This window comes from Rhodococcus sp. P14 (assembly GCF_000256505.1).
In the GTDB taxonomy this organism is placed as follows: Bacteria; Actinomycetota; Actinomycetes; order Mycobacteriales; family Mycobacteriaceae; genus Rhodococcus; species Rhodococcus ruber.
Window position 1 is genome coordinate 15,587 of sequence record NZ_AJFC01000211.1, and the last position, 23,095, is coordinate 38,681.

Annotated in this window: 24 protein-coding genes, 3 tRNA genes, 1 other RNA gene and 1 pseudogene; 7 read left to right on the plus strand and 22 right to left on the minus strand. The window is 70.6% G+C overall.

The genetic code is table 11. The annotated features are described in order from the left end of the window. Positions 1 to 19: 19 nt before the first annotated feature. Positions 20 to 1,450: a DEAD/DEAH box helicase gene (locus tag OEY_RS0114890; protein WP_010594652.1), complete on the plus strand. Its 1,431-nt coding sequence runs from the start codon at positions 20 to 22 to the stop codon at positions 1,448 to 1,450. Between the two features lie 33 nt (positions 1,451 to 1,483). On the opposite strand, the gene OEY_RS0114895 is transcribed toward OEY_RS0114890, so the two are convergent. From OEY_RS0114895 to OEY_RS0114905, 3 genes are all read right to left on the minus strand, one after another. Continuing rightward, positions 1,484 to 2,506 carry a CobW family GTP-binding protein gene (locus tag OEY_RS0114895; protein WP_010594653.1) on the minus strand — a complete coding sequence of 341 codons (1,023 nt, stop codon included), beginning with the start codon at positions 2,504 to 2,506 and terminating at the stop codon, positions 1,484 to 1,486. A gap of 61 nt (positions 2,507 to 2,567) precedes the next feature. Continuing rightward, on the minus strand, positions 2,568 to 3,227 hold the full coding sequence (locus tag OEY_RS0114900; protein WP_017680850.1) for an MBL fold metallo-hydrolase: 660 nt from the start codon (positions 3,225 to 3,227) through the stop codon (positions 2,568 to 2,570). A gap of 26 nt (positions 3,228 to 3,253) precedes the next feature. Next, positions 3,254 to 4,339, minus strand: coding sequence for an S-(hydroxymethyl)mycothiol dehydrogenase (locus OEY_RS0114905; RefSeq protein ID WP_010594655.1), 1,086 nt, complete (start codon positions 4,337 to 4,339; stop codon positions 3,254 to 3,256). Positions 4,340 to 4,604: 265 nt separating this feature from the next. Between OEY_RS0114905 and OEY_RS0114910 the strand changes: the two genes are divergently transcribed. Both OEY_RS0114910 and OEY_RS0114915 read left to right on the plus strand, forming a co-directional pair. Continuing rightward, a complete protein-coding gene (locus OEY_RS0114910) occupies positions 4,605 to 4,919 on the plus strand; it encodes a WhiB family transcriptional regulator (RefSeq protein WP_003938109.1) in 315 nt (104 codons plus the stop codon). 33 nt (positions 4,920 to 4,952) lie between these two features. After that, positions 4,953 to 5,501, plus strand: coding sequence for a gluconokinase (locus OEY_RS0114915; protein WP_010594656.1), 549 nt, complete (start codon positions 4,953 to 4,955; stop codon positions 5,499 to 5,501). Here the strand turns inward: OEY_RS0114915 and OEY_RS0114920 are convergent. Next, positions 5,485 to 6,762, minus strand: a complete 1,278-nt coding sequence (locus tag OEY_RS0114920; protein ID WP_010594657.1) for a LuxR C-terminal-related transcriptional regulator — start codon at positions 6,760 to 6,762, stop codon at positions 5,485 to 5,487. The genes OEY_RS0114915 and OEY_RS0114920 overlap by 17 nt on opposite strands. 242 nt (positions 6,763 to 7,004) lie before the next feature. On the opposite strand from OEY_RS0114920, the gene OEY_RS0114925 reads away from it, so the two are divergent. Together OEY_RS0114925 and OEY_RS0114930 are read left to right on the plus strand one after the other, a co-directional pair. After that, entirely contained in the window at positions 7,005 to 7,790 is a 786-nt protein-coding gene (locus tag OEY_RS0114925) for an IclR family transcriptional regulator (protein ID WP_010594658.1), read from the plus strand. Then, positions 7,783 to 9,285: an AMP-dependent synthetase/ligase gene (locus tag OEY_RS0114930; protein WP_010594659.1), complete on the plus strand. Its 1,503-nt coding sequence runs from the start codon at positions 7,783 to 7,785 to the stop codon at positions 9,283 to 9,285. The genes OEY_RS0114925 and OEY_RS0114930 overlap by 8 nt, the downstream gene beginning before the upstream one ends. Here OEY_RS0114930 and OEY_RS0114935 read toward each other — a convergent pair whose 3' ends face one another. From OEY_RS0114935 to prfB, 18 genes are all read right to left on the minus strand, one after another. Further along, positions 9,286 to 9,702 (minus strand): DUF7144 family membrane protein, encoded by a 417-nt coding sequence (locus OEY_RS0114935; RefSeq protein WP_010594660.1) that lies wholly within the window; start codon positions 9,700 to 9,702, stop codon positions 9,286 to 9,288. Positions 9,703 to 10,099: 397 nt separating this feature from the next. Further along, positions 10,100 to 10,172: transfer RNA gene (locus OEY_RS0114940), tRNA-Ala, on the minus strand. Positions 10,173 to 10,245: 73 nt separating this feature from the next. After that, a tRNA-Ala gene (locus tag OEY_RS0114945) sits at positions 10,246 to 10,321 on the minus strand. Between the two features lie 73 nt (positions 10,322 to 10,394). After that, positions 10,395 to 10,470 (minus strand) — tRNA-Ala (locus tag OEY_RS0114950). Between the two features lie 133 nt (positions 10,471 to 10,603). Continuing rightward, positions 10,604 to 11,350: a DsbA family protein gene (locus tag OEY_RS0114955; RefSeq protein ID WP_010594661.1), complete on the minus strand. Its 747-nt coding sequence runs from the start codon at positions 11,348 to 11,350 to the stop codon at positions 10,604 to 10,606. A 37-nt stretch (positions 11,351 to 11,387) separates the two neighbouring features. Continuing rightward, a complete protein-coding gene (locus OEY_RS0114960; protein WP_010594662.1) occupies positions 11,388 to 11,876 on the minus strand; it encodes a MauE/DoxX family redox-associated membrane protein in 489 nt (162 codons plus the stop codon). A gap of 26 nt (positions 11,877 to 11,902) precedes the next feature. Next, the gene (locus OEY_RS0114965; protein WP_010594663.1) at positions 11,903 to 13,111 is read right to left on the minus strand and encodes an MFS transporter; all 1,209 of its coding nucleotides are present in this window, start codon (positions 13,109 to 13,111) and stop codon (positions 11,903 to 11,905) included. Between the two features lie 62 nt (positions 13,112 to 13,173). Next, positions 13,174 to 14,808, minus strand: a complete 1,635-nt coding sequence (gene pgm / locus OEY_RS0114970) for a phosphoglucomutase (alpha-D-glucose-1,6-bisphosphate-dependent) (RefSeq protein ID WP_010594664.1) — start codon at positions 14,806 to 14,808, stop codon at positions 13,174 to 13,176. Between the two features lie 78 nt (positions 14,809 to 14,886). Next, positions 14,887 to 15,231 (minus strand): fluoride efflux transporter CrcB, encoded by a 345-nt coding sequence (gene crcB, locus OEY_RS0114975; RefSeq protein ID WP_026137790.1) that lies wholly within the window; start codon positions 15,229 to 15,231, stop codon positions 14,887 to 14,889. Further along, positions 15,228 to 15,584: a fluoride efflux transporter FluC gene (locus tag OEY_RS0114980; protein ID WP_010594666.1), complete on the minus strand. Its 357-nt coding sequence runs from the start codon at positions 15,582 to 15,584 to the stop codon at positions 15,228 to 15,230. Before OEY_RS0114980 ends, crcB begins: the two co-directional genes overlap by 4 nt. 67 nt (positions 15,585 to 15,651) lie before the next feature. Further along, positions 15,652 to 16,020, minus strand: a transfer-messenger RNA (tmRNA) gene (gene ssrA, locus OEY_RS29800). Positions 16,021 to 16,121: 101 nt separating this feature from the next. Next, positions 16,122 to 16,964, minus strand: a complete 843-nt coding sequence (locus OEY_RS0114985; RefSeq protein ID WP_010594667.1) for a DMT family transporter — start codon at positions 16,962 to 16,964, stop codon at positions 16,122 to 16,124. An 8-nt stretch (positions 16,965 to 16,972) separates the two neighbouring features. After that, positions 16,973 to 17,446 (minus strand): SsrA-binding protein SmpB, encoded by a 474-nt coding sequence (gene smpB, locus OEY_RS0114990; RefSeq protein ID WP_010594668.1) that lies wholly within the window; start codon positions 17,444 to 17,446, stop codon positions 16,973 to 16,975. 93 nt (positions 17,447 to 17,539) lie between these two features. After that, a complete protein-coding gene (gene ftsX, locus OEY_RS0114995) occupies positions 17,540 to 18,445 on the minus strand; it encodes a permease-like cell division protein FtsX (RefSeq protein ID WP_010594669.1) in 906 nt (301 codons plus the stop codon). Between the two features lie 60 nt (positions 18,446 to 18,505). Beyond that, complete coding sequence (gene ftsE / locus OEY_RS0115000; RefSeq protein ID WP_010594670.1) at positions 18,506 to 19,195, minus strand: cell division ATP-binding protein FtsE; 690 nt, start codon at positions 19,193 to 19,195, stop codon at positions 18,506 to 18,508. A 31-nt stretch (positions 19,196 to 19,226) separates the two neighbouring features. Beyond that, on the minus strand, positions 19,227 to 19,670 hold the full coding sequence (locus OEY_RS0115005) for a hypothetical protein (RefSeq protein WP_010594671.1): 444 nt from the start codon (positions 19,668 to 19,670) through the stop codon (positions 19,227 to 19,229). Further along, entirely contained in the window at positions 19,667 to 20,521 is an 855-nt protein-coding gene (locus tag OEY_RS0115010) for a mechanosensitive ion channel family protein (protein WP_167522837.1), read from the minus strand. The genes OEY_RS0115005 and OEY_RS0115010 overlap by 4 nt, the downstream gene beginning before the upstream one ends. Before the next feature lie 60 nt (positions 20,522 to 20,581). Beyond that, positions 20,582 to 21,706: a peptide chain release factor 2 gene (gene prfB, locus OEY_RS0115015; RefSeq protein ID WP_010594673.1), complete on the minus strand. Its 1,125-nt coding sequence runs from the start codon at positions 21,704 to 21,706 to the stop codon at positions 20,582 to 20,584. A gap of 78 nt (positions 21,707 to 21,784) precedes the next feature. Here prfB and hisN point away from each other — a divergent pair, with 78 nt between their 5' ends. Next, positions 21,785 to 22,579 carry a histidinol-phosphatase gene (gene hisN / locus OEY_RS0115020; RefSeq protein ID WP_010594674.1) on the plus strand — a complete coding sequence of 265 codons (795 nt, stop codon included), beginning with the start codon at positions 21,785 to 21,787 and terminating at the stop codon, positions 22,577 to 22,579. A 90-nt stretch (positions 22,580 to 22,669) separates the two neighbouring features. Continuing rightward, a pseudogene (locus tag OEY_RS28510) lies at positions 22,670 to 23,095 on the plus strand (acyl-CoA dehydrogenase family protein); the annotation flags it as partial.

Sequence of the window (23,095 nt, forward strand, 5' to 3'; positions counted from 1 at the left end):
GAAAGGCAGTTCTGTACCTATGACCGTTTCCTTCTCCGACCTCGGCGTTCCCCGGACCCTGGTGGCGTCCCTGAACGACAACGGCATCACCAGCCCGTTCCCGATCCAGGTCGACACGCTGCCCGACACGCTGGCCGGCCGTGACGTGCTCGGCCGCGGCCGCACGGGCAGTGGCAAGACGCTGGCGTTCTCCATCCCGCTCACCGCGCGCCTGGCCGGCGGCGCCACCCGCGCCGCGGGCCGCCCGCGTGGACTGGTGCTGGCCCCTACCCGCGAGCTGGCCACGCAGATCGCCGCGGTCGTCGAACCCCTTGCGCGGGTCGCCGGGCTGCGGGTGACCACCATCTTCGGCGGGGTCTCGCAGAACCGTCAGGTCGACGCGCTGCGCCGCGGCGTGGACATCGTGATCGCCTGCCCGGGCCGGCTCGAGGACCTGATGCGGCAGAAGTTCGTCACACTCGACGCGGTGGAGATCACCGTGCTCGACGAGGCCGACCACATGGCCGATCTCGGCTTCCTTCCCGGCGTGACGCGGATCCTGAACGCGACGCCGAAGGACGGTCAGCGCCTGCTGTTCTCGGCCACGCTGGACAACGGGGTCGACAAGCTCGTCACGCGGTTCCTGCGCAACGAGGTGCTGCACTCGGTCGACGAGGCGCACTCCCCGGTCGCGGCGATGACGCACCACGTGTTCGACGTCGACAACGCCGACACGAAGAAGGACCTCGTGCGGACCCTGGCCTCCGGCACGGGCCGGCGAATCCTGTTCATGCGCACGAAGCATCAGGCCCGCAAGCTTGCCCGTCAGCTCACCGAGTCCGGCATTCCCGCCGTCGATCTGCACGGCAACCTGTCGCAGAACGCACGCGACCGCAACCTCGCGGCGTTCTCCTCCGGGGAGGCGCGGGTGCTCGTGGCCACCGACGTCGCGGCCCGCGGCGTGCACGTCGACGACGTGGAACTGGTGGTGCACGTGGACCCGCCGGCCGAACACAAGGCGTACCTGCACCGCTCGGGTCGTACGGCCCGCGCCGGGAGCACCGGCGACGTCGTGACCGTGGTCCTGCCGGAACAGCGCAAGGATCTCGCCGTCATCATGCGCAAGGCTGCGATCAAGGTCACCCCGGTACGGGTGACGGCGAAGTCGGAGCACGTGCTGGACCTGGTCGGCGAGATCGCCCCGCACGTGGCACCGTCGGCCAAGCAGGCCGCGGCTCCCTCGGGTGGCGCATCGCGACGGCCGGCCCGACGCGGCGGCAGCGGGGCGACCGCTCAGCGCGGTGCCCGGCAGCACGGCGGCGGTGCCGCCCGACAGCACGGCGGCGGTGCCGCCCGGCAGCAGAGCTCGTCGCGGCAGGAGCAGCCGGCGGCTCGGCAGGAACGCGGCGCACAGCCGGGCAGCCGCCGTCGTCGCCCGAACCGCACGTCGGCGACCGTCGCGCGGGGGTAGACAAACCCCGGTAGGGGGTCCACGCACCTTCGCTCAGCGCGGCGTGAACCGGTGCACGGCCAGCATTGCATCGGCCGGCACCGGTTCGGTGGGTACGCACGCGGCGAGCCGGGCGCGTACCGCATCGGGGTCCAGGTCGGCACCGATCACGACGAGCCGGGTGGTGGCAGGGATGTCGCCCGTACGCCGCACCGGGTCGAAGCGGATGTGGTCGCCCACGGTGTGCAGCAGATAGGTGCGCGTTCGACCACCGGCGACGACGTGGACGTACCCCTTGATTCGGAACACCCCGGCCGGCTGGTCCTCGAGGAAGCCGACGAGGGCGCGGGGGTGCAGCGGTACCGGCGAATCGAAGTCCACGGCGTCGTAACCGTCGTGCAGATGGGTGTGCTCGCCGTCGTGCTCCTCGTACAGCAACCGGTCGAGGCTGAGCTGTTCGCCGGGTTGCGGCTCGGGACGTTCGGGGATGTCGAACAACAGCGCCGGATCGATGCGCCCGTGCACGGTGGACACGATCGCGGCGCGGTCGTTGAGGCGGCACAGCAATTCGAGTAGTTCGTCGTGGGCGTCACCGTCGATGCGGTCGGTCTTGTTGAGCAGCACGAGATCTGCCAGTGCGACGTGCTGGTCGAGTTCGGGGTGCCGCTCACGGGTGCCGCCGAATTCGGCCGCGTCCACGACGAGGACGAGTCCGCCGTAGCCTACGTACTCGTTGCCCGAGCCCACGACGAGCCGGATCATGTTGCGCGGCTCGGCGAGTCCGCTGGCCTCGACGACGATGACGTCGATGTCCGAGGTGCGGTGTGCGAGCCGGTCGAGCATCGCGTCCATGTCGGCGACGTCGACGGCGCAGCACAGACAGCCGTTGCTCAGCGAGACCATCGAGTCGACCTGTCCCGCGACCATCATCGAGTCGATGTTGACCGCGCCGAAGTCGTTGACGATCACTCCGATTCGCGCACCACGGTTGTTGCGCAGCAGGTGGTTGAGCAGGGTCGTCTTCCCGGAGCCCAGGAAGCCTGCGACGATCACCACGGGGATCCGCTCGTTCGCCATGAGGCGAGCGTAGCGGTGCGTCCCGTCCGGCGGTCCGGCGACGGGACGCACCGCGGCCGGGTCAGCTGCCCCGGCGGATCCACTCCTCGAGGTGCGGGGACTCGGTGCCGATCGTCGTGCCGTCGCCGTGACCGGTGTGCACCTTCGTCTCGGCGGGCAGCGCGAACAGCTTGTCCCGGATCGAGCCGATGATGGTCGGGAAGTCCGAGTAGGAGCGCCCCGTCGCCCCCGGCCCGCCGGAGAACAGGGTGTCGCCGGTGAACAGCTCACCCGCCTCCGGCAGATACAGGCACGTCGAGCCGGGCGAATGCCCGGGAGTGTGGATGGCCTGGATGTCGGTGCCCGCCACCGTGATCCGATCACCATCCTCGAGCGGCCGGTGCCGCACCCCGGGGTGGGTCATCTCCCAGAGCACGTCGTCGGCCGGGTTGAGCAGGATCGGCGCGTCGAGCGTCGCGGCCAGTTCCGGGGCGACGGTGACGTGGTCGTTGTGCCCGTGCGTGCACACGATCGCCACCACCTTCCGGCCCCCGACGGCGTCGACGATCGGCTGTGCGGTGTGCGCGGCGTCGATCACGACCACCTCGTCGTCGTCACCGACGAGCCAGATGTTGTTGTCGACCTCCCACTCGCCGCCGTCGAGGGCGAAGGTGCCGTGGGTGACGACCCGGTCGATACGCAGACGGTGCCGATCCCCCGTCGCTCCGCTCGCCCCGGTCACCTCCCCCGTCGCTCCGCTCGCCCCGGTCACAGGACCACCACCGAGCGCAGCACCTCGCCGCGGTGCATGGTCTCGAACGCCTTCTCCACCTGATCGAGGGCGATGCGCTCGGTCACGAACTTCTCGAGCGGCAGCCGGCCCTGCTGGTAGAGATCGACCAGCATGGGGAAGTCCCGCTCGGGCAGGCAGTCGCCGTACCACGACGACTTGAGCGACCCGCCTCGGGAGAAGAAGTCGATCAGCGGCATCTCGAGGGTCATGTCCGGGGTGGGCACGCCGACGAGGACGACGGTGCCGGCCAGATCACGCGCGTAGAAGGCCTGCTTCCACGTCTCCGGGCGGCCGACGGCGTCGATGACGACGTCGGCGCCGAAGCCGCCGGTCAGCTCCGCTATCGCCTCGACCGGGTCGGTCTCGGCGCCGTTGACGGTGTGGGTCGCGCCCAGGTCGGTGGCCCACTCGAGCTTCTTCGCGTCCCGGTCCACCGCGATGATCTTGTCGGCGCCGGCGAGGCGGGCACCCATGATCGCGGCATCGCCGACACCGCCGCAGCCGATGACCGCCACCGAGTCGCCGCGGGTGACCCCGCCGGTGTTGACCGCGGCACCGAGTCCGGCCATCACCCCGCACCCGAGCAGGCCGACGACGGCCGGGTCGGCGCTGGGGTCGACCTTGGTGCACTGCCCGGCGTGCACGAGGGTCTTGTCGGCGAACGCGCCGATGCCCAGAGCCGGGGTCAGCTCGGTCCCGTCCTCGAGGGTCATCTTCTGCGTCGCGTTGTGGGTGTCGAAGCAGTACTGCGGACGGCCCCGCTTGCAGGCCCGGCACTGCCCGCACACGGCCCGCCAGTTGAGGACGACGAAGTCGCCGACCGCGACCGAGTCGACGCCCTCACCGACGGACTCGACGACCCCGGCGGCCTCGTGGCCGAGCAGGAACGGGAACTCGTCGTTGATGCCGCCCTCCCGGTAGTGCAGGTCGGTGTGGCACACCCCGCACGCGGCGATCGCGACGACGACCTCGCCCGGCCCCGGATCGGGGATGACGATCGGCACGACCTCGACGGGAGCGCCCTTCGCGCGGGCGACGACGCCCCGGACCTGCTGTGGCATGACGGTGTCTCCTTCTTCTCGTGCGGTGCTCGCGCGACGTCGGCGACGTATCGCGATATGCGCACACGCTATCGGCGGCGAGACGCCCCGGTACCTGATCGAAGGACGGGCTTCACCTGCCCGAAAGACCAGCCGCGCCACTTTTGCCTGAAGAATGCAGAAGTGTCGTTGATCGAGTACGGAAGTCGGGTTAGGCTTCGGTATGACCGCCCTCACAGGGCGCAGCGTCCAGGCGAGGCGACCCCTCGCAGGCCCGAGGAGTGCAATGTCGATCGCCAACACGGTGACCCTCCCCCACCCCCGCAGCGAGAGCTGGGATTGGCAGCTGCACGCTGCGTGCCGCGGCCACGAGTCGTCGGCCTTCTTCCATCCCGACGGCGAACGTGGGCACGCGCGCGAGCTGCGCGAGTACCGCGCCAAGCTCGTCTGCGCCCGATGCCCGGTTCTCGAGCGCTGCCGCACCCACGCCCTGGAAGTCGGGGAGCCGTACGGTGTCTGGGGTGGAATGTCGGAGTCCGAGCGTCGCTCGCGCCGGGCCGCCGTGAATCGGTCCACCCGGTGGGGCATGCTGGGGCGCTGACGAGCGCCCCGGCGTCGACCGACGGAGGCACAGATGGACTCACCCGGCCGCTCCGGCGCACCGGTTCTCGTGATCATGGGAGTGTCCGGCTCCGGTAAGTCGACCGTCGCGGCACTCGTCGCCGACACCCTCGGATGGGACCTGCTCGAGGGCGACGACCTGCATCCGCGTGCCAACGTCGAGAAGATGGCCGCCGGCCGGCCACTCGGCGACGCGGACCGAGCGCCGTGGCTCGCGGCGATCGGCGAGTGGATCCGGCACCACACCGCGCGAAACCGACCGGGGGTGGTGACGTGTTCCGCACTGCGCCGCAGCTACCGCGACGACCTGGCCGGTGAGAACGTGGTCTTCGTGTACCTGGCGGGCACGCGCGAACAGATCCGGGAACGGCTGCGCGCACGGCGCGGGCACTACATGCCGGCCGGCCTGCTGGACTCGCAGTTCGCCGCGTTCGAGCCGCTCGAACCCGACGAGGCGGCGATCGTCGTCGGCATCGACGCCGAGCCCGCCGAGATCGCCGCCGAAATCGTCAGGCGCGCGGCCGAGTGGACGCCCGGGACGGACGTCAGCCCGCGGCCTTGATCCCCGCCTCCGCGCCGAGCGCGGCCGCCTCTCCGCGGGTGCTCACGCCGAGCTTGCGGAGCACCGACGCCACGTGGAACTTGACCGTCGATTCGCTGACGCCGAGCCGCTCGGCGATCACCCGGTTCCGCCGGCCGGCGACGAGGTGCTCGAGCACCTCCACCTCACGGGGCGCGAGCACCGCCAGCGCCTCGAGTGCGGAGCTACCGGCCACCGGAGCGGGCATGTCGAGCGGTAGCCGCGCCGCGACGCGGCAACCCCATCCCGGTGTGGACTCGGCCTCCACGGTGCCGCCGAGGGTCTCGGCCCGGTCCCGCAACTGCCGCGCGAGGTCGGCGGCGTCGGCCTCGCCGTCCCCGTCGTCCCGGATGTCGATCAGCAGGTCGCCGCCGTGACAGTGCCAGGCGACCCGGACGCGGCCGAGGTCCGCCTGCGCGGACATCGCGAGCACCGCGCCGCGAGCGAGAGCCCGGGCGGCATGCGCGACCTCTCCGGGCAGCGCCCGCCCGTCCACGGGTGGGGCGACCATCTCGAGAACCACCTCGCGGTGCCGGAGCAGACCACGCAGCTCGCCGTGCAGCCGAGCGAAGGCCGTGGTCACTGCCTCCTCGGCGAGCTCGCGGTGACGGTCGACGGCCGAGCGGAGCCCGATGAGGGCATTGGTGGCGGTCTCACGCGCGGTGATGCGCGCCCGGGTGTCGTCGAGGTCCTTCGACCGCAACGTCGCGAGGATCGACTCGAGTGTCATCGCATGGGCCTCGGTGAGCTCGGCGACGGTCCGTGCGCGTTCGGACGAGGCGGCACGCGATTCGGCGAGATACGCCGGGCTGGCGTTGCGGACCTGGAGCTGGATGCCGGTGGCCACGACGGCGAACAGTGCCCGGACCAGCTCGAGGGGAATCGCGGCGGTGCGGGCACCGTCCGGGACGAGCACGAGCAGCGTATCGGTGGCGTCGAGGATCACCCACACGTCGCGGTCCCGGCCCGCGATCCGGGCCGGGCCGCGACGGATCTGCCCGGTGGCGAGTTCGCTCCGGATGCGGTCGAGTTCGGCGATGGTCACCCGGTCGACGACACCGGGGTCGCCGGCCACCTTGCGCGGCCGCCCGGTGCATTCCCGCGTGAAGATCACCAGGGCGGTGTGCGGGACCAGGTCGGTGAGCAGCGCCGAGAAGCGCTGGCCGATCTCGGTGAGCGGCCCGACCAGCACGTCCCGTAGGTGCGTGATCAGCGTGTCGGGGGCCGGGATCGCGGTGCTCACTCCGGCCACGATAGCGCGGACGCCCGGGGAACCGGCTCCCCGCTCGGTGGGCGCTCCCCCGGGCGCGCAGGTCGGCGGGCCGGGTGCACGTCCCGGGGCGGCGGTGCTGCTCACCGCGCCGGATCGACGCGACCGGGGTCCGATGCTGCAACCGAACAACGCGCTCGAGTGCTGGACTAGCATTCCGCTCAGAGTCGTACCGGCCCGGCCGGAGCAGTTCCCGAGGAAGGGGTGAACACACCGTGACCCCTACCGGCGCCGCCCGCCCGGCCACCGGTTCCGTCACGGTACGGGCGCTCACCCTTCTCGAGGCGTTCACGCGTGAGCAGCCCAGCCTGACCCTGAGCGAGATCTCCCGGCGCACGGGTCTGCCGCTCACCACAGTGCACCGGCTGGCCGGGGATCTCACCGAATGGGGCGCGCTGGAGCGCGACTCGTCCGGCCGCTTCAGCGTCGGGCTCCGGTTGTGGCAGGTCGGGGCCCTCGCGCCCCGCGGTGCGCTGCTGCGCGAGCTGGCACTGCCCGTGTTGGAAGACCTGTCGCAGATCACCCAGGAGAACGTGCAGCTCGGCGTGCGCGAGGGCACAGAAGTGGTGTTCGTCGAACGGCTGGGGGGTCAGCGGGCGGTGAAGACCCTCGCCCGGGTCGGCAGTCCCTTTCCCCTCCACGCGTCCGGCCTGGGACTCGTGCTGCTCGCGTTCGCCCCGCGCTCCGTTCAGGAGGAGGTGCTGGCGCGGCCGTTGGAACGGTTCACCGAACGCACCCTCACCTCACCGGCCGAGCTGCGCCGGGTCCTGGCCGAGGTGCGCCGTTCCGAGATCGCGGTGAGCGACCGCCAGGTGACGATGGAGGCAGTCTCGGTGGCCGCACCGATCTTCGAGCGGCCCGGGATCGCCGTCGCGGCACTGTCGATCGTCGCGGCCGCCGACACCGCGCAGGTCACCGCATTGACCCAGCTCGTGCGCACCGCGGCGCGTGCGATCGGCCGCGCCCTGCGACCCGGCGGATTGACGAGCAGCGATGGCTGAACCCGCCCGCACCGTGCCGCGGTTGCTGTTCGACCGGGTCGCCCGCACGCCCCACGCGGAGGCGTTCCGGCATCCCGCGGGTGACGACTGGTCGAGCGTGTCGTGGGGCGAGGTCGGCAGCCGGGTCACTGCGCTGGCCGCCGGGCTGATCGGACGGGGCATCGCCCCGGGCGCGCACGTCGCCGTCTGCGCCGTCACCAGCTACGAGTGGATCCTCGCCGACCTGGCGATCGTGTGTGCGGGGGCGGTCACCGTGCCGATCTACCCCGCTACCCCGCCGGCGGACGTGGCGGCACTGCTCCGGCACTCGGGCAGCGTGCTGACGTTCACGGACCGGCCGCTGCCCACCACGCCACTGCTGTACCTGAATCGGCTCGGGGAGCTCGAGGACGAGGGCCGGCGCCTCCTGGCCGCCGATCCTGAAGCGGTGGCGGCCCGCATCGCGGGCGTAACCCCCGACCACCTGGCCACCTTGATCTACACCTCCAGTTCCGACGGCACCGCCAAGGGTGCCTGTCTGTCGCACGCTGCCGTCGCCTACGAAGCCCGGGCGATGGCCCGCCTGGGGATGCTCACCTCCTCGGACCTGCAACTGCTCTGGTTGCCGCTCTCCCACGTCTTCGGGCGCGCCTTGCTGTTCGTGGGCGTGCACCTGGGGTTGCCGACGTTCGTCGACGGCCGCGCCGACCGGGTGGTGCGGCACCTCGGCGACGTCCGGCCCACCTTCCTCGGATCCGTTCCCCATGTACTGGGCAAGATCCGCACCGGCGTCGAGTCCGGCGCCGCGGATCTGGGTCGATTGCGATTCGTGCTGTCCGGGTCGGCCCGGCTCGCCCGCCCGCTGGCCGAGTGGTTCGAAGGGGCCGGTGTGCCGGCCCTCGAGGGCTACGGCATCACCGAGACGGCGGGACCGTCCTGCGTCAACCGCCCGGACAGCCGGCGTCTCGGCTCCGTAGGCCGGCCCCTGCCCGGCACGCAGGTTCGTATCGCCCCCGACGGGGAACTGCTCGTCCGCAGCCCTGCGGTCATGGCCGGGTACCACGACGATGTCGAACGCACCGCGGCCGCCATCGACCGCGACGGCTGGTTCCATACCGGCGACCGCGGCGCCGTCGACGACGACGGATTCGTCACCTTGCGTGGCCGTAAGAAGGAGGTGTTCAAGACCTCCACCGGCAAGTACGTCGCGCCTGCTGCCGTCGCACGCCGGTTCCGGGCACTGCTGCCCGACGCGGACCTCGTCGTGGCAGGTGAACTCCGGCCCTACTGCGTGGGACTGGTCGTCCCCATGTCGGACCGGCCGATCCCACCGGCGGAGGCCGCGGCCGCCGTCGACCGGCTCAACGCGGACCTCGGCCGCTGGGAACGCATTCGCCGGTTCATCGTGCTGCCCGCACCGCTTCCGCCGACGGACGTCGACGCGCACGGGCACCCGCTGCCGGAGCGGGTGCTCGTGCGCTGCGCCGACGTCGTGCAGCGTTTGTACGAGGATTGATCAGGGACGGTAGCCCGGCTCGGTACGACCGGCGTCCCAGGTGCGATCGGCGTCCCAGGTCGACACCGCCCAGATCACCACCACGTCGATCGCGATGATCGCGAGCGACCAGCCCGGGTAGTAGGGCAGCCACAGGAAGTTCACGATGATCGACAGCGCCGCGATGACGATCGCGGCGACGCGCGCCCACGTCGCCCCCGTGACGAGCGCGAGACCGACCACGGCCACCAGGATGCCCAGGATCAGATGCACCCAGCCCCACGCCGTGACGTCCCAGGAGAAGGTGTATTCCTGCCCCACGACGATGATGTCGTCCTTGGCGATCGCGGCGATGCCCTGCAGGAACTGCAGGACACCGACCGTGGCCAGCAGGATGCCGGCCGCGATCGACGTGCCGGCGGCGAAACCCTGCTTCAATCCCGAGCCGGTCGCCGGCCCCGATCCGTGGCGGACAGCGGCGGCGGGGCCGCCACCCTCGTGGGCACCACCCGCATGGCGCGCAGACGCACCCGCTGCCGCAGTGGCACCCATACCGGCAGTAGCACCCGAACCGGCAGTAGCACCCGAACCGGCAGTAGCACCCGCACCCGGTGCGGCACCGGCACCGGCACCGGCAGAAGAACCCGGGGTAATGTTCGAACCTTCGGACACGACAGCTCACCTCTCCCGTTTTCGAAGCGATCCATCACAGTGTGCGCCGCTACGAGAGAGCATGAAGCAGGTTCCGAGGGGGGAAATGTCGGCATTGCCCGGGATACCGGTCCGGCCGCACAACGATCGGGGCGTCCCGGAGGGGGTGGAGAGGGTGCGGGAGTGGAGCTAAGGGGACTCGAACCCCTGACCCCCACACTGCCAGTGTGGTGCGCTACCAGCTGCGCCATAGCCCCTGAACAACCGGACCACCCGAGGAGGCCTCTCACGACAAGAGGCGAGAGCATTCACTCTCGCCTCGTGTCGCGATGGTGGAGCTAAGGGGACTCGAACCCCTGACCCCCACACTGCCAGTGTGGTGCGCTACCAGCTGCGCCATAGCCCCTGAACAACCGGACCACCCGAGGTGGCCTCTCACGACAAGAGGCGAGAGCATTCACTCTCGCCTCGTGTCGCGATGGTGGAGCTAAGGGGACTCGAACCCCTGACCCCCACACTGCCAGTGTGGTGCGCTACCAGCTGCGCCATAGCCCCGTACCGTCACCCGGGATTTACTCCCCGGTGCGAAGAGAAAATTACACCATCGCCGTCGACGACAACAAATCGCCTGGTCAGTGCGGACCGGGAGGCGACGGCGGTCGTCCGTCCGACCACCGTCGCCGCCACCTCAGCCGAGCTCGGCCACCCAGTTGTCGTTACCGAGTGCGTCGATCACGGTGCCGTTGTGCACCACCGCGGGGGTGCCGGACGCGCCCGCCGCCGCGAGCGCCTGCCGTCCCGCCTCCGCGTCGACCGCAGCCTGCTCGACGCGCGCGCCGTCGGCGACACACTGCGCCGCCTCGTCGGACGCCCCGGCGTCCCGTGCCATCTGTGCCAGCTCGGCATTGGTGAGGTCGCTGTCGCCCCGCTCGGCGGGCTGGTTCTCCGGCGAGAGCAGCGCACCGTGGAACGCGGAGAACGCCGTCGCGTCCCCGGCCTGCGCGACGCACTGACCGGCCGCGACCGCGCGGGTCGAGTAGTCGCCGCTCGCCGAGAGCTGATCGAGGAACGCGAGCATGTGGTATCGCACAGCGACGTCGCCGGCGTCGATCGCCTGCGCGAGTTCCTGACCGTGCTTGTGCTCGAGCTCGGCGCAGTACGGGCACAGCGGGTCCTCGAACAGGTCGATCGTCGTCGCGGCGTCGGGGAGGCCGAGGAGGACGACCCCGTCGTCCTGCAACTCCACCTGCACCGCCGCGTTCTGCACCGTCCCGTAGCCCTCGTTGCGCGCCTTGCTCCGGTTCGCCTGCCACAGCACCCCCCCGATGACCAGCACCGCGATCACCACGACCGCGATCCCGCCGAGGATGAAGGTGGACTTGCTCGACGTCGGCTCCGGCGTGTACTTGACCGGTTTGACCTTCTTGGCGCTCACGAAATCTGCCCTTCGCTGTCCGGGTATCGATGCGGGATCACTCTGCCATCGCGGGCTGAGTGCGTGCTGAGAGCCTCGCCCGGGAGCCGGGACCGAGCGCGAGCGGACTGCGGGGGAACACGGTCAGCCATGCGGCCAGGGCGAGGAAGCCGAGGTCTCGTGCGATTTCTCCGGCGTAGTCCCAGCCGTCCACGTCGGCGGCCCCACCGCCACCGAAACACCCGCAGTCGATCGACAGCCCGCGCGCCCACACCGACGCGATCACGCCGATCAACGTCAGCAGCGCGGCCGCCCCCACGACCGCTGCCGCGCGCACCGCGAGCCCGATCAGCAGCAGCAGTCCGAGCACGAGCTCGAGGATCGGCAGCCCGGCCGCGACGGGCCGCACGAGGACCTCGGGCAGCAGCTGGTACGCGCGGACGGCCACCACGGTCTGCGACGGATCGACGAACTTGATCCAGCCGGAGATCAGCCACACGGCGGCGAGACCGAGCCGGGCGATCAGACTGAGCAGGGGAATCCACACGTCATCGACAGTACCGAGGTCGACGCTCAGCGCTCCGTGGCTTCGGTCACCGCGGGTTCCCGGGTGAGCCGCGGCGCCAGCGCCCAGGGCACGGCCACCAGCAGCATGACGGCACCGGTCACGGCGAAGGCGGCCCCGTACGACAGGTGCTGCGCCAGGACTCCGGCGGCGACCGGTCCGATCACCGCGCCCACGTCGGCGGTCATCTGGAACGTCGCCAGCACCGGGCCGCCGCGCGCCTTGCTGCCGACGACGTCGGCGACGGACGCCTGCTGGGCCGGGTTCATCAGGCCCGACCCGACGCCGGCCAGCAGTGAGGTCGCGAAGAACAGCGCGAGGTTCGTGGTCAGGCCCATCGCGATGGTGCTGGTCCCGCACACCACGAGCCCCAGCAGGACGAACGGGCGGCGGCCGAACCGGTCGGACAACCGCCCGGAGACCATCAGGACCAGGGCGTTGCCCACGGCGAACACCGTCAGCGCCACCCCGGCGAGCCCGGCGTCGCGTCCGAGCACCTCTACGACGAACAGCGGCACCATCGCCACCCGCACGCCGAAGACGACCCAGCCGTTGGCGAAGTTCGATCCGAGTGCGGCCCGGTACACCGGCGACCGCAGGGCCTCCCGCAGCCGCATCGCGGGCATGCCGGCGCCCGAGTCCGGCGCGGCGAGCGCGGAGTGGCGCAGGCTCACGAACACGACGGCCGCTGCGACGAGGAGGGCCACCGCATAGATCAGGAACGGTGCCCGCAACCCCAGTCCTACCAGCGCGCCGCCGACGAGCGGACCGCCGATGTTGCCGAGCAGGAAGCTCGTCGCGTAGAGCCCCGACACCCGGCCCCGCGCGTTCGGTGGGGAGATGCGGATCAGCAACCCGAACGCCGAGACGGTGAACATGGTCGAGCCGATCCCGCCGAGCGCCCGGAACAGCAGCAGCTGCCAGTAGTCCGTCGCGAAGGCGCAGGCGCCGGTCGACAGCGCCACGATGAGCACACCGGCGATGTACACCGGCCGCTCCCCCAGCCGCTGCACGAGTTTTCCGCTGGCGGGAGCGAACAGCAGCCGCATGGCCGCGAACGCGGAGATCACGACGGACGCCGCGGTGACCCCGACGCCGAAACTGCGCGCGAACTGCGGCAGCGCGGGCGCGACGAGACCGAAGCCGAGAGCGATGACGAAGGCCGCGCTGACCAGGACCCAGATCTCCCGCGGCAAGGCGGCGTCGCGTGTTCGCATGATGGGCCTGATGTTAGCGACGCGCACGACCGGTCCGGCAGGCGCGTCCCGCCGGTACGGACTCAGCCGAGAACGTGGGACACCAGGTCGCGGGCCGCGTCCTGGACCTGCGCGAGATGGTCGGGGCCGAGGAACGATTCGGCGTAGATTTTGTACACGTCCTCGGTGCCCGACGGCCGGGCCGCGAACCACGCGTTCTCCGTGGTGACCTTCAGTCCGCCGATCGCGGCACCGTTGCCCGGCGCGGCGGTGAGGGTCGCGGTGATCGGCTCGCCGGCCAGTTCGGTGGCGTCGACCTGTTCGGGCGAGAGCTTCCCCAGCACCGCCTTCTGCTCCCGCGTGGCGGGTGCGTCCACCCGGGCGTACGACGGGTCGCCGTAGCGCTCGGCGAGCTCGGCGTAGCGCCGGGACGGGGTCGTGCCGGTCACGGCGGTGATCTCGGACGCGAGCAGGGCCAGCAGGATGCCGTCCTTGTCGGTGGTCCACACCGAGCCGTCGCGCCGCAGGAACGACGCGCCGGCGCTCTCCTCCCCGCCGAATCCGAGGGTGCCGTCGAGCAGGCCGGGAACGAACCACTTGAAGCCCACCGGAACTTCGAGCAGCCCGCGGCCCAGGCCCGCGGCCACCCGGTCGATCATCGACGAGCTCACGAGGGTCTTGCCGACCTTCGCCTCGGCGGACCACCCGGAACGGTGCCGGTACAGGTAGTCGATGGCGACCGCGAGGTAGTGGTTCGGGTTCATCAGCCCCCCGTCGGGGGTGACGATGCCGTGCCGGTCGGCGTCGGCGTCGTTGCCGGTGGCCAGGTCGTAGCGGTCGCGGGTGCCGATCAGCGACGCCATCGCGTTGGGCGACGAGCAGTCCATCCGGATCTTGCCGTCGGTGTCGAGGGTCATGAACCGCCACGTGGCGTCGACGAGCGGGTTGACGACGGTCAGGTCCAGCCGGTGCCGCTCGGCGATCTCGCCCCAGTAGTCGACGCTCGCACCGCCGAGGGGGTCGGCGCCGACGCGCAGCCCGGCCTCGCGGACGGCGTCGAGGTCCACGACGTTCGGCAGGTCGTCGATGTAGGCGGCGAGGAAGTCGTGCCGGCCGGCTGCGGCGAGCGCCCGGGCGGCAGGGACCCGGCGCACCCCGTCGAGTCCCGCGGCGAGCAGCTCGTTGGCGCGCGCCGCGATCGCCGACGTCGCGTCCGTGTCGGCCGGCCCACCGTGCGGGGGGTTGTACTTGAATCCGCCGTCGCGGGGCGGGTTGTGCGACGGGGTGACGACGATCCCGTCGGCGCGGGCCCCGGATCCGGCGGCGGCGTTGTGCCGCAGGATCGCGTGGCTCACGGCCGGGGTGGGTGTGTAGCGGTCGCGGGCGTCGACGACCACATCGACGCCGTTGGCGGCGAGCACCTCGAGTGCGCTCGTCCATGCCGGTTCCGACAGCGCGTGGGTATCGCGGCCGAGGAACAGCGGCCCGGTGACCTGCTGCGCCGCCCGGTATTCGACGATCGCTTGGGTCGTGGCGAGGATGTGCTGCTCGTTGAAGGCGCCGTCGAGGCTCGATCCGCGGTGACCCGAGGTGCCGAAGGCAACCTGCTGCAACGGATCCTGCGGGTCCGGCGTCACCGTGTAGTACGCGGTGACCAGGTGCGCGAGATCCTCCAGATCCGCGGCTGCCGCCGGTTGTCCCGCTCGTTCGTGCGCCATGTGACCTCCTCGTCCACCCGACCTTGCCCTGCTCATCTTGCCCGGCCTGCGTGCACCGCGCGCGTCGATCGCCGGCGGTCAGGACGTGAGGGCGAACCCGGCCCAGGCCGCGGCCGTCCCGGCCAGCACGCTCACCACCGCATATGCCGTCGCGGTGGCCGGGCGGCGCACGCGTACGAGACCGACCGCTTCGACGGCGAACGTCGAATAGGTGGTCAGGCCTCCGCAGAATCCGGTGCCGAGCAGCGCGAACGTCGCCGGTGCCAGCGCGGCGCCGGACAGCAGGCCCAGCAGCAGGCAGCCCAGAACGTTGACCGTCATCGTCGCCACCGGGACGCTGCGATAGGAGCGGACGTGCCGGCCCGCGAGGTAGCGCAGGACCGCACCGGCACCGCCGCCGACGGCGACGAGCAGGACGGTCATCGGGTCGCCGACCGGTGCCGCCACGCCTCACCGGTGGCCATCCCGACGCGTGCCGCCGTGAGTGCCCCGACGAGGGTCACAGTCACGTACAGGACGGCCGTCGCGGGGTGGCGGACGGTGTCGACGGCGAACGTGGAAAAGGTGGTGTAGCCGCCGAGTACGCCGACACCCAGGAACAGGCGCCACAGGCGATCGGGACCGAGCAGCGCGGCGACGAGGCCGAGCAGCAGCGAGCCGGCGACGTTGATCGCCGCGATCGTCCAGATGCCGGGGAACTGCACGGCCAGGGCGTACCGGGCCACGGCGCCCACCGCTCCGCCCGCGGCGACCACGGCCGTCGGCTTGTACTCCATGCCGGTAACCGTAGAGGTCCGGCAGATGCGAAGGACCCCGGCCGGGTGGCCGGGGTCCTTCGCGTTCCGGTGGAGCTGCCGGGAATCGAACCCGGGTCCTCCGCCGCCTCGCCAGGGCTTCTCCGTGTGCAGTTCGCTATGTCTCTACTTGGATCTCCCGGTCCCGCGAACAAGCCGAGATGACGATCCCAGTCGCTGTTTGCTGTCCCGTCCGGCTCCGCGACCGAGCCGTACGGTGAAGCTCCCTAGTCGATGCCAGGATCCGGGGCGGGAGCACACCCGGTCTGACAGAGACGCACTCGCTTAGGCAGCGAGGGCGTACTCGCGCTGAGTAGACTCGGCGCTTATTGGTTTGCAGCGACGCTTACGGTGGTCTCTTGCCTGCACCGACACGCTTCCCCTAGCTCAACGTACGCAGTCGAAACCGTTCAGCCCCGTACGTACCTGCGACCTTCGCAGGACTACCCACTCTAACGCGCGGACCCCCCTTCGTCATTCCCATTTCCGCCGCGCCGCGGATGACGTGGATCACAGCCGTCACGCGGCCGCGGTGATCATGCCTACGGCGGTGAGGGCGAGCAGCATGCCGGCCGTCTGACCACGCCCGATACGCTCGCCCAGCACGATCATCGCCAGCAGCACGGTCGCCGCCGGGTACAGCGCGCCGATGACGCTGACCAGCGACAGCATGCCGCCCTGGAAGGCGAACATCAGCGCACCGTTGGCGATCACGTCCAGGACCGCGACCGCGACGATGTGCGGGTACACCCGCCCCGGCGGCCGGATCAGCTGCCGCACCCCCAGAGCCACGGCCCACACCACGAGCGTCGCGGTGAGCCGCGACATGCCGAGAGGCCACAGGCCGGTGCCCTCGGGGACTCGGTGCAGCGCGACGAACATCAGCGCGAACGCGACCCCGGAGCCGACGGTCAGCCACGCCACGTTCGCGGTGAAGCGTGGCTGCTCGTCCCCGGCGACGCTCTCCCTCGATTCCCTGCTGACCAGCACGACGGCGACGAGGGCGATCGCGATTCCGGCGTAGGCGACCGGTCCGGGCCGCTCCCCCGCCGTGATGCCGACGAGCACCGGGATCCCGGCCACGAGCACGGCGGTGAGTGGGGACACCACCGACATCGGACCGGCGGCGAGCGCGAGATAGAACCACCAGATCGCGACGCCGCCGGCCACACCGGCCGCCGCACCCCAGCCGAGCGACCCGGCCGTGACGTCACCGCCGACGAGCGGCGCGACGGCGAGCACCAGCAGCAGCGACAGCGGGTACGACACGAGCACGAACCGCAGCGCCGCCACCTGCCGGGACGCGACTCCGCCGAGGAAGTCGCTCACCCCGTAGCCGACCGCGGCCACCAGGGCGAGCACGATCGCCGTCAGCGCATGCCCTTCACCCGCCGGCCGAGTTCGCGGGTCACCTCGCGCTCGGCGGTGCGACGGGCCAGATCCTGGCGCTTGTCGTAGTCCTGCTTACCCCGGGCCAGAGCCAGCTCGACCTTCACCTTGCCGTCGGAGAAGTACATCGACAGCGGCACCAGGGTCTGGTTGCCCTCGCGGGTCTTTCCCACGAGGTTGTCGATCTCCCGGCGGTGCAGCAGCAACTTGCGGGTGCGCCGCGGGGCGTGGTTGGTCCACGTACCGTGTCCGTACTCGGGGATGTGCAACCCGCGCAGCCACACCTCACCGTCGTCGACGGTGGCGAACGCGTCGACGAGCGAGGCCTTGCCCTCGCGCAGGCTCTTGACCTCTGTGCCCAGGAGTGCGACTCCGGCCTCGTACGTGTCCAGAATGGTGTAGTTGTGCCGCGCCTTGCGGTTGGTCGCAATGACCTTGCGGCCCTTTTCCTTCACTTTCGGGCCCCTCCGGTCCTCGATGCGTCCGACAGATCTGTGTACAGCATAGGTAGCGGAGACAACCGGATATTCCCGCGCACCGGCGCGGAGCTATTCGCGCACGTACAGGCGCAGGGTGACGTAGGCGGTCAACGCCGCCATGCCGACGCCCACCAGCACCAGGATCGGCGAGACCAGCAGTACGTCGCTGTTGGAGATGCGGGCGACGATGTTGGCCTCGTAGACCTCCGAGAGCACCTCGTCGACGAAGGCACCCTTCGCGGCGAACAACCCGGCGATGGCCAGCGCCGCGCCGATCACGGCCGCCACGACGGCCTCGAGCAGGAACGGCAACTGGGTGTACCAGCGGGTCGCGCCCACCAGCCGCATGATGCCCACCTCGGTGCGGCGGGTGAACGCGGCGATCTGCACCATGTTCGCGATGAGCAGGATCGCAGCGACCGCCTGGACCGTGGCGATCGCGAACGCGGCGTTGCGGACGCCGCCCAGCACGCTGAACAGCCTCTCGACGAGGTCCTTCTGGTTGAGGACACTGTCGACCCCGGGGCGGACGGCGAACTGGTCCTCGATCACCCCGAACCGGTCGGGGTCGGAAAGCTTGATCTTGAACGAGGCCGGGAAGCTCTCGGGGCTGACGAGTTCGGCGAGTTCCGGCTGGTCCTTGAAGACCCGCTCGGTCGCGTCGGCGACGGCGTCCTCGCGGTTGAGGTACTGCACCGACACCACTGCCGGGGTGTTCTCGAGGTCCGAGCGCAGGGTCCGGCAGATGTCCTGCTCGCAGTCCGGGTCGAGGGTCGAGATGTCCTCGGTGAGGAACACCTGCACCTCGACCCGGTCGAGGAAGATCTGCTGCGTCTTGTCCGCCATCTGCACGACGAGCAGGCCCGCGCCGAACAGGCCGAGGGAGATCGCGGTGGTCAGGATCATCGCGACGGTCATGGTCAGGTTGCGGCGCAGGCCGGTGGCGACCTCGCTCAGGATGAAGCTGGCACGCATGGAGTGTCGAAGTCCTTCGGTTGCCGGAGGGGGCGAGTGCGGTGGAGCGGGAGAACGCGGTCAGCGGCCGACGCCGTAGACGCCGCGCGCCTCGTCGCGCACGACCCGCCCGAGGTCGAGCTCGACCACCCGGCGCCGCATCGAGTCGACGATGTGATGGTCGTGAGTGGCCATCAGCACGGTGGTTCCCGTTCGGTTGATGCGTTCGAGCAGCATCATGATGTCCTGGCTGGTGTCCGGGTCGAGGTTGCCGGTCGGCTCGTCGGCCATGAGCACGAGCGGGCGGTTCACGAACGCCCGCGCGATCGCGACGCGCTGCTGTTCGCCACCGGACAGCTCGGTGGGCAGGCGGTCGGCCTTGCCGGACAGGCCGACGAGGTCGAGCACCTCGGGCACGGTGCGCGCGATGACCGAGCGGGGCTTGCCGATCACCTCGAGCGCGAACGCGACGTTCTCGGCCACCGTCTTGCGCTGCAGCAACCGGAAGTCCTGGAACACGCAGCCCAGGTTCTGCCGCAACCTGGGCACCCGGCGCGCCGACAGGCGGTTGACGTGGAAGTCCGCCACGTGGATGTCACCCGAGGTGGGCGTGTCGTCACGCAGGAGCAGCCGCAGGAAGGTCGACTTCCCGGAACCGGACGGGCCGATGAGGAAGACGAACTCGCCCTTGTCGATCTCGACGCTCACCTTGTCGAGAGCCGGCCGGGTCGACGTCTTGTACGACTTGGACACATTCTCCAGGCGGATCACGCCGCCATGCTAGCCGTTATCGGACGGTGACCTAAGGAACCGACTCGCCGGTAGGTTCGGTGGGGGACGAATCGCCGAGGCCGGGAATCGGGATCTCGGGCAACCGCAGGCCGGGCTGGGTCGTCGTGGTCGTCGGGGCCGGGGCACCGGGCACCGCCTCCGAGCCGCGTCCGCCGGGAGTCGATCCGGTGCCCGTCGGCGTGGGGTCGGCCGTCGTCGGAGCCGGTTCGGTGGTGGTGGGGACGGTGGTGGTCGGAGTGGGCTCGACCGGGGCCTCCGGCACGTACGGCACGTACGGCACGTCGCTGACGACGACCGCGCCCGGCGGCGCCGCCGCGTTCTGCTCGTCCTCCGGATTCAGGTACACGTACAGCAACCACAGGCCGACCCAGAGCACGCACAGGCTCAACGTGGTGGTGCGCACCCGGCCGCCGAGGACGTGGTCCGGGATGTGGAATCGGCGTCGCTCGCTCACTGCACCGCCTCGATACCGTGGATCGGGGTGGAGGTGTCCAGCTGGGGGTTGACGCTCATCCCCCTGCGGCGCAGCGCCAGCGCGACGCGCACCCGGAGTTCGCGGCCCACCTGGAACTGCTTGCCGGGCAGGGTCCGGGCCACCATACGGACGCTGACCTGATCGACCTCGAGACTCTCGACTCCCATCACGGTCGGCTCGTCGAGCAGCAGTTCCCTGAGCTTCTCGTCCTCGAACGCCGCGACACCGACCTCGTGCAGGATGTCGTTGACCTCTGCGATGTCCGCGGTGACCGGGATCGGCACGTCGACGACGGCACGGGCCCAGTCCTTCGACAGGTTGACAGCCTTGTTGATCTGCCCGTTGGGCACGGTGATGACCTCGCCGGCGGCGTTGCGCAGTTTCGTCACCCGCAGGGTGACGTCCTCGACCGTGCCGACGGCATCGGCGGAGGCACCGGTGACCGAGATCTGGACGGTGTCACCGAACCCGTACTGCCGCTCGGTGATGATGAAGAATCCGGCGAGGATGTCCTGGACGATGCGCTGGGCACCGAAACCGAGCGCGGCACCGAGCACCGTGGCCGGCGCCACGAGGCTGCCGATGGGGAGCGCCAGGTAGTCGAAGACCTTCAGGGTCGCGACGATGTAGACGAACGTGATGACCACCCAGGTGATCACCTGCGCCACCGAGTGGCGGTGCTTGGTGACCTCCGAGCGCACCAGGGCGTCGGACTGCTGGTAGGTCTCGTCGATGCGCCGCGTGATCCGGCCACCGACCCAGCTCACGAATCGCGCGACGAGCGCGGCGCCGAGCACCGTGAGCGCGATCTGCAGACCGCTGCTCGACAGCCAGTCGAGAATCCTGCTACCGGGAAACAGGGTTCGATCCTCCGTGTCGCTGGTTCCGGACTACTGGTTCTGCTTCTGGTTCTCGCGCATGCGCCACCGGATGCCCTCCTCGAGGAACCCGTCGATGTCGCCGTCGAGGACGGCCGACGGATTGTTCACCTCGTGCTCGGTGCGCAGGTCCTTGACCATCTGGTAGGGGTGCAGGACGTAGGAGCGCATCTGGTTGCCCCAGGAGCTCCCGCCGTCGCCCTTGAGGGCGTCCATCTCGGCGCGCTCCTCCTGCCGCTTGCGTTCGAGCAGCTTGGCCTGCAGCACGCGCATGGCCGAGACCTTGTTCTGCAGCTGCGACTTCTCGTTCTGGCAGGTGACGACGATGCCCGTGGGGATGTGGGTCAGTCGCACCGCGGAGTCGGTGGTGTTGACGGACTGCCCGCCCGGGCCGGACGAGCGGTACACGTCGACGCGGATGTCGTTCTCGTCGACGTCGATGTGGTCGGTCGTCTCGACGACGGGCAGCACCTCGACCTCGGCGAACGACGTCTGGCGCCGGCCCTGGTTGTCGAAGGGGCTGATACGCACGAGCCGGTGGGTGCCCATCTCGACCGAGAGGGTGCCGTACGTGTAGGGCGCCTTGATCGCGAAGGTCGCGGACTTGATGCCCGCCTCCTCCGCATACGAGGTGTCATAGACCTCCACCGGATAGCCGTGCTTGTCGGCCCACCGGATGTACATCCGCATGAGCATCTCGGCCCAGTCGGCGGCGTCGACGCCGCCGGCGCCGGCGCGGATGTTGACCAGCGCGTCGCGCTGGTCGTACTCGCCGGAGAGCAGGGTCCGCACCTCCATCGCCTCGATGTCGGTGCGCAGGGCGGCACGCTCGGCGTCGGCGTCGGCCAGCGCGACGGTGCGGTCCTCCCCCTCCTCGCCCTCGGCGAGTTCGTAGAGCACCGGCAGGTCGTCGAGCCGTGAGCGCAGCTCCTCGACGCGCCGCAGTTCACCCTGGGCGTGCGAGAGCTGGCTGGTGACCTGCTGCGCATGCTCCTGGTCGTTCCACAACTCCGGGTCGGCGGCCTGGTGCTCGAGTTCGTCGATGCGCCGGCGCAGCTCGTCCACGTCGAGGACCGCCTCGACGGTCTCGAGGGTGGTCGCCAGTTCGGCCAGGTCTGCGGAAACATCGGGATGCACGATTCTCAAGGCTACCGGGTGTGCGGCGTGACCTCGCCACCGCTGGGGGCCGGGTGGGCCTCGACTAGCGTCTGGGGCATGAGCACGGACTTCTCGGCCGATCTGGATCTCGCCCTGCGCCTCGCCGACGAGGCGGACGCCATCACCCGCACCCGGTTCGGCGCCCTGGACCTGACCGTCACCGACAAGCCGGACCTGACCCCGGTGTCGGATGCCGATCTCGGCGTCGAACGCGCCGTGCGCGGCACGCTCGGCGCCGAGCGCCCGGGGGACGCGATCCTCGGCGAGGAGTTCGGGGGCGACGCGGTGTTCACCGGCCGCCAGTGGGTGGTCGATCCGATCGACGGGACCAAGAACTTCGTGCGCGGTGTGCCGGTGTGGGCCAGCCTGATCGCCCTGCTCGACGACGGCGTGCCGGTGGTGGGGGTGGTGAGCGCCCCGGCGTTGAACCGCCGTTGGTGGGCCGCGGCCGGCGCGGGATCGTGGCTGGCGTACGACGGCGGGCAGCCGCGCCGCATCTCGGTCTCGCAGGTCGCCGAGCTGTCCGCCGCGTCGCTGAGCTTCTCGAGCCTGTCCGGCTGGCGCGACCGCGGCCGGCGCGACGAGTTCGTCGCGCTCACCGACGAGGTGTGGCGGGTGCGGGCCTACGGCGACTTCTACTCGTACTGCCTGCTCGCCGAGGGCGCGGTGGACGTCGCACTGGAGCCCGAGGTGTCCCTGTGGGACCTGGCTGCGCTGGACGTGCTGGTCCGGGAGGCCGGGGGCCGGTTCACGAATCTCGACGGTGCGGCCGGCCCGCACGGTGGCAGCGCGGTCGCCACCAACGGAGCGCTGCACGACGGTGTGCTCACCCGTCTGCAGCACGTCGGATAGGGCACGCACCACCAACTTACTCGATAGTAGACAGCAATCTTACTCCGCAGTAAGATTGTGGGCGTCCGTCCCCACATCGAGAAACCTCTGGTGATCATGAGCAAGCAAGACAGTGTGGCCCGGAACACCCCCCGCGATACGTCCGCCGTGGGCCTGAACCCCCTCCGGCGGGACGCCATGGGCGCGGCGATGCGTGTGCTCACCCGGATCACCGGTTCGGAACTCGCGGACCGGTACAACCTCCGGCAGGCCATCGACCGGGTGACCTACCAGTCCACCAAGACCGGCTTCAAGACGCTCGGCGCCGCCACCCGCACCTTCAAGAAGGTCACCGGCGGATCCGGCACACCGCAGCGCCTCGACACCGCCGTCCGCACCGACCTGTTCGACCTGACCCCCACCGACGATCAGCAGATGATCGCCGAGACCGTCCGCGAGTTCGCCGCCGAGATCCTGCGGCCCGCTGCACACGATGCCGACGAGGCAGGCGCCCCCCCCCCCCCCCCCCCCCCCCCG

Coding starts and splice junctions, on each gene's coding strand:
- OEY_RS0114980 (WP_010594666.1), bottom strand. CDS start 15,584: ATGGAGTACAAGCCGACGGCCGTGGTCGCCGCGGGCGGAGCGGTGGGC.
- OEY_RS0114895 (WP_010594653.1), bottom strand. CDS start 2,506: ATGGCGAACGAGCGGATCCCCGTGGTGATCGTCGCAGGCTTCCTGGGC.
- ftsX (WP_010594669.1), bottom strand. CDS start 18,445: ATGCGTGCCAGCTTCATCCTGAGCGAGGTCGCCACCGGCCTGCGCCGC.
- pgm (WP_010594664.1), bottom strand. CDS start 14,808: ATGGCGCACGAACGAGCGGGACAACCGGCGGCAGCCGCGGATCTGGAG.
- OEY_RS0114930 (WP_010594659.1), top strand. CDS start 7,783: ATGGCTGAACCCGCCCGCACCGTGCCGCGGTTGCTGTTCGACCGGGTC.
- OEY_RS0114965 (WP_010594663.1), bottom strand. CDS start 13,111: ATGCGAACACGCGACGCCGCCTTGCCGCGGGAGATCTGGGTCCTGGTC.
- OEY_RS0114905 (WP_010594655.1), bottom strand. CDS start 4,339: ATGCCACAGCAGGTCCGGGGCGTCGTCGCCCGCGCGAAGGGCGCTCCC.
- OEY_RS0114890 (WP_010594652.1), top strand. CDS start 20: ATGACCGTTTCCTTCTCCGACCTCGGCGTTCCCCGGACCCTGGTGGCG.
- OEY_RS0114910 (WP_003938109.1), top strand. CDS start 4,605: ATGTCGATCGCCAACACGGTGACCCTCCCCCACCCCCGCAGCGAGAGC.
- crcB (WP_026137790.1), bottom strand. CDS start 15,231: ATGACCGTCCTGCTCGTCGCCGTCGGCGGCGGTGCCGGTGCGGTCCTG.
- hisN (WP_010594674.1), top strand. CDS start 21,785: ATGAGCACGGACTTCTCGGCCGATCTGGATCTCGCCCTGCGCCTCGCC.
- OEY_RS0114915 (WP_010594656.1), top strand. CDS start 4,953: ATGGACTCACCCGGCCGCTCCGGCGCACCGGTTCTCGTGATCATGGGA.